Annotated in this window: 17 protein-coding genes and 1 riboswitch; of the genes, 13 read left to right on the top strand and 4 right to left on the bottom strand. The window is 41.7% G+C overall.

Annotated elements, in window-relative coordinates:
* The 3 genes from motB to clpE form a co-directional block, all read right to left on the bottom strand.
* Window positions 1–786 carry a flagellar motor protein MotB gene (gene motB / locus WA325_RS10475; RefSeq protein WP_202853745.1) on the bottom strand — a complete coding sequence of 262 codons (786 nt, stop codon included), beginning with the start codon at window positions 784–786 and terminating at the stop codon, window positions 1–3.
* A complete protein-coding gene (gene motA / locus WA325_RS10470; protein WP_024121174.1) occupies window positions 758–1,573 on the bottom strand; it encodes a flagellar motor stator protein MotA in 816 nt (271 codons plus the stop codon). The genes motB and motA overlap by 29 nt, the downstream gene beginning before the upstream one ends.
* 361 nt (window positions 1,574–1,934) lie before the next feature.
* Complete coding sequence (clpE, locus tag WA325_RS10465; protein WP_336183589.1) at window positions 1,935–4,034, bottom strand: ATP-dependent protease ATP-binding subunit ClpE; 2,100 nt, start codon at window positions 4,032–4,034, stop codon at window positions 1,935–1,937.
* A gap of 365 nt (window positions 4,035–4,399) precedes the next feature.
* On the opposite strand from clpE, the gene WA325_RS10460 reads away from it, so the two are divergent.
* From WA325_RS10460 to WA325_RS10420, 9 genes are all read left to right on the top strand, one after another.
* On the top strand, window positions 4,400–5,440 hold the full coding sequence (locus tag WA325_RS10460) for a YkvI family membrane protein (RefSeq protein WP_101860648.1): 1,041 nt from the start codon (window positions 4,400–4,402) through the stop codon (window positions 5,438–5,440).
* A gap of 213 nt (window positions 5,441–5,653) precedes the next feature.
* A riboswitch (PreQ1 riboswitch) is annotated at window positions 5,654–5,698 on the top strand.
* A 128-nt stretch (window positions 5,699–5,826) separates the two neighbouring features.
* Entirely contained in the window at window positions 5,827–6,486 is a 660-nt protein-coding gene (gene queC, locus WA325_RS10455) for a 7-cyano-7-deazaguanine synthase QueC (protein WP_024121180.1), read from the top strand.
* A 1-nt stretch (window position 6,487) separates the two neighbouring features.
* Window positions 6,488–6,928 (top strand): 6-carboxytetrahydropterin synthase QueD, encoded by a 441-nt coding sequence (queD, locus tag WA325_RS10450; RefSeq protein ID WP_101860649.1) that lies wholly within the window; start codon window positions 6,488–6,490, stop codon window positions 6,926–6,928.
* Complete coding sequence (queE, locus tag WA325_RS10445) at window positions 6,921–7,652, top strand: 7-carboxy-7-deazaguanine synthase QueE (RefSeq protein ID WP_024121182.1); 732 nt, start codon at window positions 6,921–6,923, stop codon at window positions 7,650–7,652. The genes queD and queE overlap by 8 nt, the downstream gene beginning before the upstream one ends.
* 17 nt (window positions 7,653–7,669) lie before the next feature.
* Window positions 7,670–8,167 (top strand): preQ(1) synthase, encoded by a 498-nt coding sequence (gene queF, locus WA325_RS10440; RefSeq protein WP_003218613.1) that lies wholly within the window; start codon window positions 7,670–7,672, stop codon window positions 8,165–8,167.
* A 487-nt stretch (window positions 8,168–8,654) separates the two neighbouring features.
* Window positions 8,655–9,854 (top strand): glycosyltransferase family protein, encoded by a 1,200-nt coding sequence (locus WA325_RS10435; protein ID WP_336183588.1) that lies wholly within the window; start codon window positions 8,655–8,657, stop codon window positions 9,852–9,854.
* 11 nt (window positions 9,855–9,865) lie between these two features.
* Complete coding sequence (locus WA325_RS10430; protein ID WP_105955535.1) at window positions 9,866–10,033, top strand: LysM peptidoglycan-binding domain-containing protein; 168 nt, start codon at window positions 9,866–9,868, stop codon at window positions 10,031–10,033.
* Between the two features lie 27 nt (window positions 10,034–10,060).
* Window positions 10,061–10,996 carry a glycosyl hydrolase family 18 protein gene (locus WA325_RS10425; protein ID WP_336183587.1) on the top strand — a complete coding sequence of 312 codons (936 nt, stop codon included), beginning with the start codon at window positions 10,061–10,063 and terminating at the stop codon, window positions 10,994–10,996.
* Between the two features lie 285 nt (window positions 10,997–11,281).
* Window positions 11,282–11,572, top strand: a complete 291-nt coding sequence (locus WA325_RS10420) for a DUF3219 family protein (protein ID WP_105955537.1) — start codon at window positions 11,282–11,284, stop codon at window positions 11,570–11,572.
* A gap of 120 nt (window positions 11,573–11,692) precedes the next feature.
* On the opposite strand, the gene WA325_RS10415 is transcribed toward WA325_RS10420, so the two are convergent.
* Entirely contained in the window at window positions 11,693–11,878 is a 186-nt protein-coding gene (locus tag WA325_RS10415; protein ID WP_003232446.1) for a YkvS family protein, read from the bottom strand.
* Between the two features lie 163 nt (window positions 11,879–12,041).
* Between WA325_RS10415 and WA325_RS10410 the strand changes: the two genes are divergently transcribed.
* The 4 genes from WA325_RS10410 to stoA all read left to right on the top strand — a co-directional run bounded on the left by WA325_RS10410 (window position 12,042) and on the right by stoA (window position 15,168).
* Window positions 12,042–12,236 (top strand): hypothetical protein, encoded by a 195-nt coding sequence (locus WA325_RS10410; RefSeq protein ID WP_105990718.1) that lies wholly within the window; start codon window positions 12,042–12,044, stop codon window positions 12,234–12,236.
* Window positions 12,237–12,533: 297 nt separating this feature from the next.
* Window positions 12,534–13,163 (top strand): cell wall hydrolase, encoded by a 630-nt coding sequence (locus WA325_RS10405; RefSeq protein WP_105955539.1) that lies wholly within the window; start codon window positions 12,534–12,536, stop codon window positions 13,161–13,163.
* 117 nt (window positions 13,164–13,280) lie between these two features.
* Window positions 13,281–14,618, top strand: coding sequence for a sporulation protein YkvU (ykvU, locus tag WA325_RS10400; protein ID WP_024121188.1), 1,338 nt, complete (start codon window positions 13,281–13,283; stop codon window positions 14,616–14,618).
* A gap of 49 nt (window positions 14,619–14,667) precedes the next feature.
* Entirely contained in the window at window positions 14,668–15,168 is a 501-nt protein-coding gene (gene stoA / locus WA325_RS10395; protein WP_336183586.1) for an endospore biogenesis thiol-disulfide oxidoreductase StoA, read from the top strand.
* Window positions 15,169–15,379 lie beyond the last annotated feature (211 nt).

Raw genomic sequence — 15,379 nt, 5'->3', positions numbered from 1 at the left:
CTATTTTTCATTTGTTTCTGCTGCGCCTCTTGGCAAAATGAGAACTTCAACCCGCCTGTTTTTGCTTCGGCCTTCCGCAGTTTTGTTGGAGGCCACCGGTTTATACTCACCATAGCCTTTGGCACTGAACACTTTGGCATCAAGCTTAGGGTTCTCAATCAGAAGCCCCATGAAGTTTACGGCTCTCATCACACTTAAATGCCAGTTTGACTGAAATTCTGAATTTCTAATCGGCATATTGTCTGTATGTCCGCTGATAATGATGTTTCTCGGCGGATTAATCACAAGAAGGTTTGAAATCTCTTTTGCAAGCGGAATGTCTTCCTGGCGGATGGTCGCTTTTCCTGAATCAAAGAAGATGCTGTCTTTAATCGTGATCAGCAGGCCTTCCTTAGTCATCTTTGTTTCCAGCTGATGCTCCAGCTTTTTATTTTTAATGAACTTTTCCACCTGGCTCTGCACACTTTTAAGTTCTTCTTGATCAGCTGCTTTTTCCTTTTCTTTCTTGTTTTCCTTTTTCTCTTCTTTTTCCTTTTCCACTTCGTCGATTCCGTCTGACTCATTTTTAGGGGGGGTGACGCTGGAATAATCCAATACGCCGGTCCCGCCTGTAAAGACTTCATTAAATGATTTTGAAAGCATTTGAAATTTAGCTGCGTCAATCGAGCTGCTCGCGTACAGCACAATAAACAATGCTAGGAGAAGGGTAAGGATATCGGCGTAAGGAACCAGCCATGATTCATCAACGTGCTCGTCCTCATGCTTCTTCTTCTTTTTTCTCGCCATTTTGCGCCTCTCCTTCACGTTCTGCAAATTTCAAACGGTCCTTCGCAGGAAGGTACATTAAAAGTTTCTGCTCGATCACTTTCGGTGCCTGTCCTTCTAAAACGGACAGGACGCCTTCAATCATAATTTCACGGAGCTTGACTTCCTGTTTTGACTTGCGTTTTAATTTGTTTGCAAAAGGATGCCATAATACATATCCCGTAAAGATACCGAGAAGGGTGGCTACAAAGGCTGCACTGATGGCGTGACCAAGCTCATCTGTATTGTCCATATGAGAAAGCGCGGCGATCAGTCCGATAACAGCACCGAGCACCCCAAGTGTCGGCGCGTAAGTTCCCGCCTGTGTAAAAATAGCGGCTCCGGCCTGGTGTCTTTCCTCCATCGCTTCAACTTCTTCAGTCATGATATCTCTGATAAATTCTGCGCTTTGCCCGTCAACAGCCATGCTGAGACCGTTTTTCAGAAACGCGTCATCTACATTTTCAATACTTGCTTCCAAAGCCAGCAGGCCTTCACGGCGTGCAAGCTGAGCCCATTCAGAGAACATAGGAATGAGTTCTTCTATTGTCAGCTGTTTGTTTTCTTTAAATAGCACACGGAACAGCACAGGCACTTTTTTGATTTCTTTCGTTGGGAACGCAATGACTACCGCTGATATCGTTCCGGCGATGATAATTAAAATGGCAGCGGGATTTGCAAGAGCGGCGAAACTGACGCCTTTCAGAACCATTCCCACACTCAATGCAACAAAAGCAAGAATAATACCGATAATCGAAGTTTTATCCATAATTTTCACCAAATCCTTTTTTACTAGCTTGTCTATGGTTAATATCGGTATCAGTGTCTGGAACTTTAGGGACATTGTGAAATTGTTCATGAAATATTCAAGGAAGATACATAGAAGGGAGAAATAAACAAACGCGGGCTTTTCAGCAGGGGAAAGGCCGCGGGTTTTAACGTGCGTATCTGATTCTCTAAAGTGCTTTCGTATAACAATAGAAATAAATATTCATCATGTTCCATCCCTCTTTATGAAAAGTGTAAAGAAAGAAGAAGATGAGCGCTTCAGGGGATGGAATGACATGTTCTCGGACGAGAGAAGGATTTCACATAAAAAGCGGCTTCCCTGAAAAGGAAGCCGCTGATTTTTATTTTGCCTGAACTTTGATGTTATCATTTTCTACTGTGACGTGAAAACTTGCAATCTCGTTATTGTCAAGCAGCAGATCAGTCATTTCGTCCTCAACCCATTCCTGGATCGTTCTTCTGAGCGGGCGCGCACCGAATGAAGGATGGTAACCCAGCTCAGCGATTTTTTCTTTCGCTTCATCTGAAACACTCAAGCTGATACCGCGTTCTGCCAATGTTTCTTCCAATTCTCCAAGAAGAAGGCTGACGATTTTGACCAGATGCTCTTTTTCAAGGGAACGGAATTCGATGATGCTGTCAAATCGGTTGAGAAACTCAGGTTTAAAGAACATGCTGAGTGAATCAATTAATGTTTGTTCTTCAATCACGCTGTCTTCTGATTGGAAACCGACTTTCGTTTGTTTTTCACCAGTGCCTGCATTGCTTGTCATTATGATGACGGTGTCTTTAAAGCTTACAGTTCTGCCTTGGCTGTCCGTTAAGCGGCCGTCCTCCATAATTTGCAGGAACATATGCTGAACATCTGGGTGCGCTTTTTCAATCTCATCAAGCAGCACGATGCTGTATGGATTGCGGCGCACTTTTTCCGTTAATTGTCCAGCTTCCTTATGGCCGACGTATCCAGGCGGCGAACCAATGATTTTAGATACGGCATGTTTCTCCATGTATTCACTCATATCGAGGCGGATAATGGCATCTTTCGTACCGAATAATTCATCCGCCAGGGTTTTAGAAAGCTCTGTTTTCCCTACGCCGGTTGGTCCGACAAAGAGGAAGGAGCCGACTGGTCTGTTTTTTGATTTTAAGCCGGCGCGGCTGCGTCTGACCGCTTTTGCCACTTTTTGAACAGCCGCTTCTTGTCCGATGACGCGTTCGTGAAGCTTTGCTTCAAGCTCTTTCATTTTTGTTTGCTCATCTGCCTGCAGTTTCCCCACAGGAATGCCTGTTTTTTGTTCGACGATATCCTGAATGTGCTCAGCTTTCACTGTGACGGCGGAATGTGAAGAAGAGCTGTTCAGTTTTTTCTCCAGTGCGATTTCTTCATCACGGAGTTTTGCTGCCAATTCGTAATTCTCTTCTTCCAGCGCTTTTGTTTTTTCTGCTTCAATTGCAGTCAGCCGTTCAGCTGCATCTTCATCATTCAAATCATCAATTAACAGGTTGGCTTTAGATCCAGCTTCGTCTAATAAATCAATCGCTTTGTCCGGCAGATGTCTGTCCTGAATGTAGCGTGATGATAAAGTGACACAGGCTTTCAGTGCTTCATCGCTGAATGTCACGCCATGGTATGCTTCGTATTTGTCTTTAATTCCTTGCAGAATGGTGATCGCTTGTTCAATTGTAGGCTCCTGCACCATGACAGGCTGAAAACGTCTTTCCAGCGCAGCATCTTTTTCAATTTGGCGGTATTCTTTCAGTGTTGTCGCTCCGATAACCTGCAGCTCGCCTCTGGCAAGAGCGGGTTTGAGAATGTTACCTGCATCCATTGAGCCTTCTGCAGAGCCTGCCCCAACGAGAAGGTGAATTTCATCAATGAAAAGAATGACATTTTTGCGCTCTTTCAGCTCAGTGATCAGCTGTTTCATTCTTTCTTCAAATTGACCTCTGATGCCAGTGTTTGCAACAAGGGATGCGACATCAAGCAAGTAAAGCTCTTTGTTTTTCAATTTATTTGGAACATCGCCTTCAGCGATTTTTAAAGCGAGCCCTTCTGCAATTGCTGTTTTCCCTACACCAGGCTCTCCAATCAGAACCGGATTGTTTTTGTTGCGGCGGTTAAGAATCTCGATCACACGCGCAACTTCTTCATCACGGCCGATGACGGGATCAATCAGACCGGCTTTTGCGCCGTTTGTAATATTTTGCGCCAGTTCATCAAGCAATCCTTTTTTCTCGCTTTGCTTAGCTGCGCTTTGTTCTTTCGGCTGGAATGCTTGTTCAAACGGAAAACCGAAAGATTGAGGACCCATGCTCATTGAAGGTTTACGGGTCAGTTCGTGATAGCAAGTTTCACATAAAACCATTTGTTTATGAACGGAATTTATTTGCATGTTAAGGCGAATCGTCGCCTCGTTTTGATGACAGTGTTGACAACGCATTTGCCAAAACCTCCTTATAAAATTTGATCATCTTTGACCAATCGGTTTAGAAAAAAAGGCCGACTTATTTGACCTTCTTTGACTATTAGTATACGCCAGATTCACTGGCTTTCAAAACCATTTGCTCAAAGCAGTCTTGTTTTTGACTAACTTTGACCAATGAAATAATATAAAAAGACGGCTGGTTTGACCTTCTTTGATTAATAGTATACTCTGACCTTTTTTGACTTTCAAGGCTTTTGCTCAAAAATATTTTTGAATTGTTTACACAGTAAAACATGTTTTGTTCGTCTTTTCAAGGAACTTGTCTCATAGGCTATAAAAAGGCTAAAAGGACAATACTGCGGTTGGTTCGGAGGGGAGAAATGGAACAATCAAAAGGGTCTGCACATCAGCTCGCTTTTGTGTATGTAGGCACAGTAGTCGGAGCGGGATTTGCAACTGGCAGGGAAATTGTTGAGTTTTTTCTGAAGTTCGGCTGGTTCGGATTGCTTGGTATTATTATAAGCGGCGGGATGTTCACGTTTTTAGGCGCAAAGCTGATGATCATTTCAAAGCGAATCAATGCCAAGTCCTATCAGGAAATGAATATATACTTGTTCGGGGCGGCTGCCGGACGGATTATCAATGTCTTTATGCTGTTCGTTCTTCTCGGTGTCACTTCTGTCATGCTGTCGGGGGCAGGGGCGCTTTTTGAGGAACAGCTTGGGATGTCCGCTCAGGTTGGAATGCTGATCACAATTGGATTAAGTTTGATTGTGATGACAAGAGGAGTAAAAGGCATTTTCGGTGTGAATGTGTTTGTTGTACCGCTTTTGATTATCTTTTCTATGATTGTGGTGGCCGATTCATTTATTTTCAGTGAGACGCGGAATACAGCTCAGTGGGTGTGGCCGCATCGATGGGACTGGCTATTATCAGCAGTGTCGTACGGAGCCTTGAATTTATCGCTTGCCCAGGCTGTTTTGGTGCCGCTGGCGAATGAAATGTCTTCGGAACAGGTGATAAAAAAAGGCGCTTTCATCGGCGGTACAATGCTGACAATTGTGCTTTCCGCAAGTTTTTTGTCTTTGTCGATGCTCCCGGATGTATTTTTGTACGATATTCCGATGGCTCAAGTGGTTTACCTCTTCGCGCGATCTGTACATTTGATTTATTTGTTGATTATATTCGGTGAAGTGTTCACATCGGTGATCGGAAACCTTTATGGGCTGGAAAAACAAGTGAAGAGCTTTCTTCCTATAAAAAGTAAATATATTTTTGCGGCCATAATGATTACGGCTTATATCACGAGTCAAATCGGCTACGGCAAGCTCATTTCAACCATTTACCCACTGTTTGGCTATGTGAGCTTGGCTTTCATAGGCGCTTTGGTCTGTAAAAAGCTCCCCCGGCGCAGTTTGTAATCACAATATTGAAGCATATATAATAATGAAGCAAATGTTTATGTTAGACCCCGCGCCAGCCCGAAACGGATCTTAATTAGGTATTTTCGCTGTGTAAAAGGATCAAGGCGGAAAACATGAGACAGGCTTTTCGGCTATCTTTTTTATTGTCAAGAAAAACAACATTATGGTAAGATAGCAGAAGTGAAAAATTGAAGAAAATCCGTTCGATATGCGGGAGAGGTTCTAGCTACACCCTCTATAAAAAACTAAGGACGTGCTGTATCCTTGGATACGGCCTTTTTTATGTTTTTCTAGAGCACCTTTCCGAAAAGGTGTTTTTTTATATTTAACAGTTGTAGCGATGTCTCTCGCCGAGATTTTTATAGCGGAGAAGGAGAGGAATCATGAAAAAGGAAAAAGCAATAGTCGTGTTCAGCGGCGGCCAAGACAGTACCACATGTTTACTGTGGGCGTTAAAGGAATTTGAAGAGGTGGAAACTGTAACATTTCATTATAATCAGCGTCATTCGCAGGAAGTTGAGGTGGCGAAGGGGATTGCGGATAAGCTTGGCGTGAAAAATCATTTGCTTGATATGTCACTTTTGAACCAGCTTGCGCCTAATGCCCTGACGAGAAATGATATAGAAATTGAAGCAAAAGACGGCGAGCTGCCATCAACATTTGTTCCAGGCCGTAACTTAGTGTTCTTATCTTTTGCGTCTATTCTGGCGTACCAAATTGGCGCCCGCCATATTATCACGGGCGTTTGCGAAACGGATTTCAGCGGCTATCCTGACTGCCGTGACGAATTCGTTAAATCTTGCAATGTGACGGTTAACCTGGCCATGGAGAAGCCATTTGTGATTCATACACCGCTCATGTGGCTGAATAAGGCGGAAACGTGGAAGCTTGCAGATGAGCTTGGCGCGCTTGATTTTGTGAAAAACAACACGCTTACATGCTATAACGGCATCATCGCAGACGGCTGCGGCGAATGTCCGGCATGTCATCTTCGCTCCAGAGGCTATGAAGAATATATGGCGATGAAAGGAGAGCGGGCATAAATTGTTATCTCAAATATATCCACAGGTCCAGCATCCATATTCATTTGAATTGAATAAGGACATGCAAATTTCTGCTGCTCATTTTATTCCGCGTGAAAGTGCGGGAGCGTGCAGCAGGGTTCACGGGCATACGTATACCGTAAATATTACCGTTGCCGGTGATGAGCTTGACAATTCCGGCTTTCTCGTGAATTTCAGTGTGCTCAAAAAGCTGGTTCACGGCTCCTATGACCATACGCTTTTAAATGATCATGAAGAATTTTCTAAGGAAGACCGGTATTCACTGCCGACAACTGAAGTCGTGGCGAAAACGATCTATGACAAAGTGCAGGCTTATTTAAACACACTTGAGAATAAACCAAGCTGTGTGCAGGTGTTTGTCCGTGAAACACCGACCAGTTATTGTGTATACCGTCCAAAAAAGGGTGGTTTGAATGGCTAAAGGAATTCCTGTATTAGAAATTTTCGGCCCGACGATTCAAGGAGAAGGCATGGTGATCGGACAGAAGACAATGTTTGTCCGCACGGCCGGCTGTGATTACTCCTGCAGCTGGTGTGACTCCGCCTTCACTTGGGACGGATCTGCTAAAAAAGATATTCGCTGGATGACAGCCGAGGAGATTTTTTCAGAGCTTAAGGAGATTGGGGGAGACGCGTTTTCCCACGTAACAATCTCCGGCGGAAACCCGGCGCTGTTAAAACAGCTGGATGCTTTGATAGAACTGCTGAAGGAAAACAATATCCGTGCAGCTCTCGAGACACAGGGGACAGTCTATCAGGATTGGTTTACACTGATCGATGATCTGACGATTTCACCAAAACCGCCAAGCTCGAAAATGGTGACGAACTTTGATAAGCTGGATCACATTTTGACATCACTGAAAGAGAATAACAGACAGCATGCTGTCAGCTTGAAGGTTGTCATTTTTAATGATGAAGATCTCGAGTTTGCCAAAACTGTACACAAACGCTACCCGGGGATACCGTTTTATCTGCAAGTCGGTAATGATGATGTGCATACGGCAGACGACAAATCACTCATTGCACATTTGCTTGGAAAATATGAAGCGCTAGTTGATCAGGTAGCTGCCGATGCGGAGCTGAATCTTGTCAGAGTGCTTCCGCAGCTGCATACCCTGTTATGGGGCAACAAACGAGGAGTTTAATAGAAAGGAAGATAAACATGACGACAAGAAAAGAATCAGAATTAGAAGGTGTAACACTGCTTGGCAACCAAGGAACAAACTATTTATTCGAATATGCGCCGGACGTGCTCGAATCCTTCCCGAATAAACATGTAAACCGTGATTACTTTGTAAAATTCAACTGCCCTGAATTTACATCTTTATGTCCGAAAACAGGGCAGCCTGACTTTGCAACAATTTACATCAGCTATATTCCTGATGAAAAAATGGTGGAGAGCAAATCACTAAAACTGTACTTGTTCAGCTTCAGAAACCATGGAGACTTCCACGAAGACTGCATGAACATCATCATGAATGACTTGATTGAATTAATGGACCCACGCTACATTGAAGTATGGGGCAAATTCACGCCAAGAGGCGGAATTTCCATTGATCCGTACACAAACTACGGAAAACCTGGCACGAAGTACGAGAAAATGGCCGAGTACCGCATGATGAATCATGACTTGTATCCGGAGACGATTGATAATCGTTAATGAGAACCCACACTAAGTCCAATAAAAGTGTGACCTAGCGTGACTTTTATGCAGTGAAAAGTTGATATTGCAGAGGTAATTTAAGACGTACAAATGTGTACGTCTTTTTCTTTTATGCAAAAAACAATATATTAACGTAAGTTTTTTGGCAGAAAGACTAGCGAAATCAAAGGAAAGTATTTTGTAGATCGCTTTCTTTTCTGTGGGGCATCCGCACAAGCTATTAAATGATGATTATAATTTTTATTTCTCATTATATATGGATGGCGTATCCGGCAATACCGAAAGTATTTTTCAGCTTCTGTTATATTTTTTCGTGTCGACGAGAGAAACGATTATTTTTCGTTCTCTTCGAATGTAATTTTTCAGGAAGCTATTACGTCATCTCACATCTGAACGTTTTGTATAGACTAGTACCGTCACAAGTTATATAACAAATACATACCAATAAGTAGACATTAAAAAGTGAAAGAGAGGACGAACATGTGTGAAAATTCTTTTTCTCGAGAGTCATCCTATGTGGCTCTATGGTTTACCGAATGGGTTTAGTGAAGCAGGCCATACCGTAATGATTTCGGGCCCTGTAAGTCGGGAAAATGTTACTGAAATGATAGAAGAATTCAAACCAGATCTAATCGTATCTATGGGTTGGACACCAGAGCATTCAAGGGAAAAGCAAGCCTGGATCCGCAATGCTACTAAAAAGGTGAAGATCCCCCTCGTTTATTGGGCAACTGAAGACCCGCTGCATACTCAAAACTTTACTATCCCGTTAATTAAAAAGATGAAACCGGATTTTGTTTTCACCGTTACACCTTCTCTGTGTAAAACTTATGAAAGGATGGGGATAAAAGCGGCTCATTTAGACTTTGCATATCACGAAAGTATACATCATCAGATTAAACCATTGAACAAATATAGCTGTGATATAGCGGTGGTGGCTAATGCTTACCCTAATTTTCTTGAAGAACATCCGGAAGTGTTCCGCTCGTCCTCTTTAAAAACGCTTATTCGTCCTCTCATACAAAATGGTATTCGCATTGATTTTTGGGGGAAAAATTGGGAGAAAATGAGCAAACATATAGGAAGAGAAATTCCCCGGAATTGGATTCATGGATACCTTGATTATACTGAAGCATATAAAGTTTACAGTTCAGCAAAAATCATTCTCGGTTTGCAAAACTGTGAAAGTCAGCTTACGCAGCGCACCTATGAGATTCTTGGTTCCGGAGGGGTTTTATTGACATCGGATACACCAGCAGTTCGAGGTAAATTCAAACCTGGCCGCGATCTCATCGTTTCATCTTCCCCAAAAGAAACATTTGAAAAGGTTAAATACTATTTGAATCATGATAGCGAGAGAAAGAAGATTCGGATAAACGGTAAAAAGGCTGTAAAGGATGATTCCTATCGGCATAGAGCTGAGAGAATGCTTGAGGTGCTAAAAAGCAGAGGAATCTTAAGAAACCTAGAGGAAACCATTCATTATGTTGATGTTCTCAAAGAAAATTACGTGATCCATCATGTTGCTCCCGGTGAAACATTAACGAAAATCGCCATAAAGTATAAAGTTTCCCTTCAGCAAATCATGGAGCTAAATCATTTCAAATCAGATCAGATATATGCGGGACAAATCATTAAGATTAGAAAGAAACGGTCTAGAGATGTGAAAAATAAATTTTTCTAAAGGAGAGTAATATGAATGAACGGAAAAAAACCAAAACAGAAGTGAAAAGAACGCCTCGTTATATGGAATTTCCCGTGACATATGAAGTATATTGTGTGGAATCCGGCGATACATTATGGACGATTTCAAAATCCTTTAATATTCCGGTACAACAACTTATGAATATTGTTAAAACTTGATATCTCTGAGAATGAAGGGGTTATGAGATGTTTCAAATGAGCTATTTCTATTCTGGATTAGGTTATGATATTATTCATCACGTTGATCAAACGAACGGAGTATTAAAAGTCGTGTCTCCTGACTTTTTCTATATCAGAAAAAATGGATCACTACTTCTCCGTTCAGCTAATCCTGATGTGATTAAAGCTCTTCATAGAAGAAAATTAAAAGTAGTTCCTTTTTTAAGCAATCATTGGAATCAGGATTTGGGTCGAGTTGCGTTAAAAAAACGAGTGGTTTTGGCTAAACAAATTTCTAATGCGATAGAAGAACTGAATCTAGACGGGGTCAATATCGATATAGAAAACCTTACAGAGAAAGATCGGCAGGCATTTACGGATTTCGTTAGATTAGTAAGAAAAGGTATTCCTAGTCACAAAGAGGTATCAGTTGCAGTGGCAGCAAATCCTTTTGGCTGGACGAAGGGCTGGCACGGATTATATGATTATGAGAATTTAGCTAAACATGCGGACTATCTAATGGTTATGGCCTATGATGAAAGCCAACTTGCTGGGCCTACTGCAAGTGTGGGATGGGTGGAAAAGTCCATTCAATATGCTCTAGCCCAAAAAATCTCTCCCGAAAAACTGGTTTTAGGATTGCCTTTCTATGGCCGTTGCTGGATGCAAGACCAATCTAACTCACAAGCCATTTCACTTTACCTTGTTACCTCATTAGTAAAAAGGCATAACGGTACAATTATTTTTGACATAAAGAGTCAATCTCCAAAAGCTGTTTTTACGATCATACACGATAAGAAGGATCTATTACCTCCAGGAACATATACATTATGGTTCGAAAATGAACAGTCACTCAGAGCAAAAATAAAACTCGTTCAAAAATATAACCTAAAAGGTCTTGGCAGCTGGAGTCTTGGACAGGAAGATTCGTCAGTCTGGAATAGAGTGTTTAAAAATATATAAGCGGAGGCGGTTAATAATCGTTAATATAGTTTCTCCTGCGGAATGCAGGGGATTTTATACATAAAAAAGACGAGTGAATCCGGGGGGGGATGCCACTCGCCACCTTCTAATGAAAAGACGGGATGCTGGATGGCAGCTCGTCTGTTTTATTATAAAATATCGAACGTATGTTTGTAAAGGCGTCTTTTTTTTAAAGAAATGGTTAAAATAATGCTCAGAACAGATTCATTGTAAACGTTAACGGCGTTATGTTAAGATGCATGAACTGATAAGGAGAGATACAAAGTGAAAACATTGCGTTTAAACGATGTCACGTTAGAAATGTCAACATATCAAGAAGAGAGCGAGCCGAAGCGGAAAATTGCCTTTACCTTACACGTTACGAGTGAGGCTTATCATGATATCGCTGTGCTGTTATATGAAAAGACATTTAACGTCGAAGTTCCGGAACGAAATCTTGCCTTCCGGGGTGAAATCACAAATTATTCAACGTCATTGACCAACCTGTACGAAGCGGGAGCCGTGAGTGAATTTTATATCGAAATAACGGAAACAGACACGAACGCCGATTCATAATCGGTGTTTTTTATGTAAAAAAGCTGCCGGTCGGCAGCTTTTGAGAAAGCTAATTTGATATGTAAGGTGTTTAATTGTTCGTCTTGCAGTTTTTGCGAATGCGTGTGGTTGAAGGAGGATTTAATAGGAGTCTCTGATGATCTTGTAATTTTTATGATTAACAACAGTCAGTGAATCTAGCTCAAGATCCCGATAGTTATCCATAATGGTAACATCTACGATAACAGAATTCTCATTAACTTTTTCAACAACACCAGTTAATCCGTTTTTAAATTCAATGACGTTTCCGACCTTAGCGATTTTCACAAGCTTCCTCTCCTTTAAACATAATAATCCCTTTTGAAAGTATTAAACAGTATTTTTATTGAGAAGTAAAGCGATAAGGAGTTTCATCGTCCTAAGGAATTGTCCTGGCGCAGGAAAAATGATATATTGATTTTCGTTAAAGATTGAAAAGGGGGAGTTTTGATTGCGTCCCGAAGACATAACAGAACAGATTGCACAGCTTCGTACTGGTGAAATAAAAGAACTGAGAGTCCAAAAAGAACACTTTCTTGATTTCAGGGCCGTTTTATCGAAACAGGACGATTTTAAGCATTTCCGGGGCATTGCCCAGCAAGGCGGAGATGTGGTGTTTCAATATTTAGAAAAGCCAAGAAGCTAAAAGGTTTCTCATAAGTGAGAAGCCTTTTTATCATATATGACAGAACGCCAGCCTTTTATTACAAATGATGTAACAGGCGTAAATAAAATGTAAAATTACAAAAATGGATAAATATGCTTTGAAATGACAAGATTTATAGAAAATCAGGCTGTTTTTTTGCCATTAATCAGTGCGTCACCCGGTATATTCCATCCTGATACCTGTTTGGGAGAGTTGGAAAATCTTTTTCCGTGAAATTGATTTGATCTCTTGTTAAGGTTATGAAGTGTTTTTTGAGCACTTTAAGGAGGAAACTGTATGACGACAAAATTTACTGCGCTAGCTGTTTTTCTTCTTTGTTTCATGCCTGCTTCGAAAATTGAACATACACAAGCTTCACTACTGAACACAAAGAAGACAAAACATGAAGAAGCTAAGCTGCTTACTCATATAAATCATGACACAGACACATCTTTCTCTTCACTGTCTGCTGATGAGGACAAGAAAAAAATAAAGCCGATCAAGCTATCAGCGAACACTGAAAAGAAAGAAAAAGAACAATCAGAGAAAACGAATGAGAAGAAAGAAACTTATTCTGAGTCTGAAAAAGAATTACTTTCCCGACTCGTTCACGCAGAGGCGAAGGGCGAATCCTATGAAGGCAAGGTCGCTGTTGCAAGCGTTGTGCTGAACAGGACGGATAAGAAGGGCTTTCCCGATACAATCAGAGGGGTTATTTATCAGAAAAATGCCTTTGAACCTGTCGCAAACGGAAGCATTAATCAAGAGCCAGACAAAGAATCAATTGAGGCTGTTGAAGAAGCGTTGTCATCTAAAGACAGAGAAACAGAAGCCCTTTACTTTTATAACCCGAAAACGGCGTCAGATGACTGGATTCGCTCAAGGAAAATCATCGAAAAAATCGGCAGGCATGTCTTTGCCATATAAGCATAGAAGAGACCATTCGTCTCAGCTGTGCTTTTTTTTATAGAAAGAGTAAAAATAAAATAATTTTTGAACTTGTCTCATATGATGTTGGTAGTACAAGAGACAAGGAGAGACATCATGAATCGATTTGTAAAAGGGATTATTCTTTTATCCATTGCCGCCTTTTTCGCCGAATGCCTTGAATTTGTCGTGAATATGATTTTGGCGCGCGAGCTTGGCGAGCACGGGATGGGGCTTTACATGAGTATTTTGCCTACCATCTTTTTAATTATTGTCATCGCAAGCTTAGAGCTGCCAATATCAATTTCTAAATTTATCGCTGAATCAAATCCAAAGCTCCATGAAAGCATGCTGAGACACGCCTTTCGAATGACAGCTGTTTTCACAGCCTTTTCCACCGCCGCCGCCAGTATTGCGCTTCCTTTTATTCCGGTGTTTGATACATATCACCCGTTTATCAAAGGAATTGTCATCGGCTTGATTCCTATTGTCGCCTTTACGTCAATTGCCAGAGGCTACTTTATGGGTGTGCAAAAAATGGGGAAGATCGCAATCGCTAATGTACTGAAAAAAATCATTCAGCTGTTGTGCTTGTTCATCTTCTTTCAATGGTACTCGTTTGAGCTGGACATGGCTGTGCTGATTTCGCTGTTTGTCCTTGTCGTGAGCGATGTGATCGTGCTTGTTTACTTGTATTCACAGTTTATCCTGGCGAGACGTGCGGTATCGGTTCAGCAGCATATCCATTTGCGCGGAAAAGATGTTAGAAAAAGACTGCTTGCCGTATCGATTCCGACAACCGGACTGCGCATTTTCCACGCCGTAGTCAACGCCATTGAGCCCTTTTTAGTAAAAGGAGCGCTTTTGGCAGCGGGCGTTGCCGGGACAACTGCCATCGATCAATACGGCATGCTTGCCGGAGTGGCTGTGACGATAGGGTCGTTTCCTGCTTTTATCGCCCATTCGTTAATGGTCGTCATGATTCCCAGTATTTCTGAAGCTTATTCTCTCTCACAATATGACATCGTATTAAAAAGGCTGAAGCAGTCGATCTTTATCACGTTGGGATATGGTATACCGGCTGTCTGGATCATGTTCCAGTTTGCGGAGCCCCTGACCCATCTGTTTTTTCACTCTCCTGAAGCACAGTATTATTTGCAGCTTTTGTGGCCGTACTTTCTCTTTCATTTATTTGTGATGCCCCTTCAGGCATGTTTAATCGGGATGGGCTTTGTCAAAGAAGCTTTTTATCACAACGTGTGGAGCCATCTCGTTGCGCTGAGTATGATGTATGTGCTGGGTTCAATGGAAAACCTGCAAATGCTCGGGATTATCCTTGGGATGAATACAGGTATGATTTTGCTGACGAGCCTACACTATACAACGATTTGCAAAGCGCTGCGTGTATCTGTTTTTCTGACGGGAGGAAACCGAACGCCGCGGATTGAAGGATGATAAATCTCTAGCGGGGCAAGCTATTTGAAAAGCATGAAAGGAAGATTCCATGTTGACAAAACGCTTGCCCCTCGCTATTTGCCTGATCTTATTTACTATGATTTCATGGATGCCTCTATCGGCACAGGCTGCCACTAAACAGCCTGCTGTTCCTGCGGTTTTCCTCATGAAAACGATAGAAGGGGAGGATATCTCCATCCCAAATAAAGGACAGAAAACGATCCTGCATTTTTGGACTTCATGGTGTCCGCCCTGCAAAAAGGAACTTCCTCAGTTCCAATCATTTTACGAGGCTCATCGATCTGACAGTGTGAAGCTGGTAACGGTCAATTTAGTGAATTCAGAACAAAATCAGCAAGTCGTTGAAGACTTTATCAAAGCAAACCATCTGACCTTTCCGATTGTTCTCGACACAAAAGGGGATTTAATGAAGGAATATCATATTATAACGATTCCCACCTCGTTTTTGCTGAATGAAAAGGGTGAAATAGAAGAAATAAAAGTGGGGCCGATGACGGCTGAACAATTGAAAGAATGGACGAAAGAATAAGCTGAGAGCGTAGCCTTTCAGCTTTTTTGTCATATAATGAAAGGTGAACAGATGTTAATGATAATTATTATCAAAAAGAAATTAAAATAATTATAATTGAAATTCTTTTTCTGCATGCTATAATTAAGAAAGACATCATGAAATAACCAACGATGAAGCTGCCTTCTGGGCGGCGATTTTGTTTTTTATAAGAGAAATGAAGATGATTTGC

It is taken from the genome of Bacillus sp. 205(2023) (genome assembly GCF_037027485.1).
Classification (GTDB): domain Bacteria; phylum Bacillota; class Bacilli; order Bacillales; family Bacillaceae; genus Bacillus; species Bacillus halotolerans.
The sequence above is the reverse complement of the archived record's forward strand: the minus strand, read 5'-3'. Positions and strand labels throughout refer to the sequence as shown.

Coding starts and splice junctions, on each gene's coding strand:
- motB (WP_202853745.1), bottom strand. CDS start 786: ATGGCGAGAAAAAAGAAGAAGAAGCATGAGGACGAGCACGTTGATGAA.
- motA (WP_024121174.1), bottom strand. CDS start 1,573: ATGGATAAAACTTCGATTATCGGTATTATTCTTGCTTTTGTTGCATTG.
- clpE (WP_336183589.1), bottom strand. CDS start 4,034: ATGCGTTGTCAACACTGTCATCAAAACGAGGCGACGATTCGCCTTAAC.
- WA325_RS10460 (WP_101860648.1), top strand. CDS start 4,400: ATGGAACAATCAAAAGGGTCTGCACATCAGCTCGCTTTTGTGTATGTA.
- queC (WP_024121180.1), top strand. CDS start 5,827: ATGAAAAAGGAAAAAGCAATAGTCGTGTTCAGCGGCGGCCAAGACAGT.
- queE (WP_024121182.1), top strand. CDS start 6,921: ATGGCTAAAGGAATTCCTGTATTAGAAATTTTCGGCCCGACGATTCAA.
- queF (WP_003218613.1), top strand. CDS start 7,670: ATGACGACAAGAAAAGAATCAGAATTAGAAGGTGTAACACTGCTTGGC.
- WA325_RS10430 (WP_105955535.1), top strand. CDS start 9,866: ATGAATGAACGGAAAAAAACCAAAACAGAAGTGAAAAGAACGCCTCGT.
- WA325_RS10425 (WP_336183587.1), top strand. CDS start 10,061: ATGTTTCAAATGAGCTATTTCTATTCTGGATTAGGTTATGATATTATT.
- WA325_RS10405 (WP_105955539.1), top strand. CDS start 12,534: ATGACGACAAAATTTACTGCGCTAGCTGTTTTTCTTCTTTGTTTCATG.
- ykvU (WP_024121188.1), top strand. CDS start 13,281: ATGAATCGATTTGTAAAAGGGATTATTCTTTTATCCATTGCCGCCTTT.
- stoA (WP_336183586.1), top strand. CDS start 14,668: ATGTTGACAAAACGCTTGCCCCTCGCTATTTGCCTGATCTTATTTACT.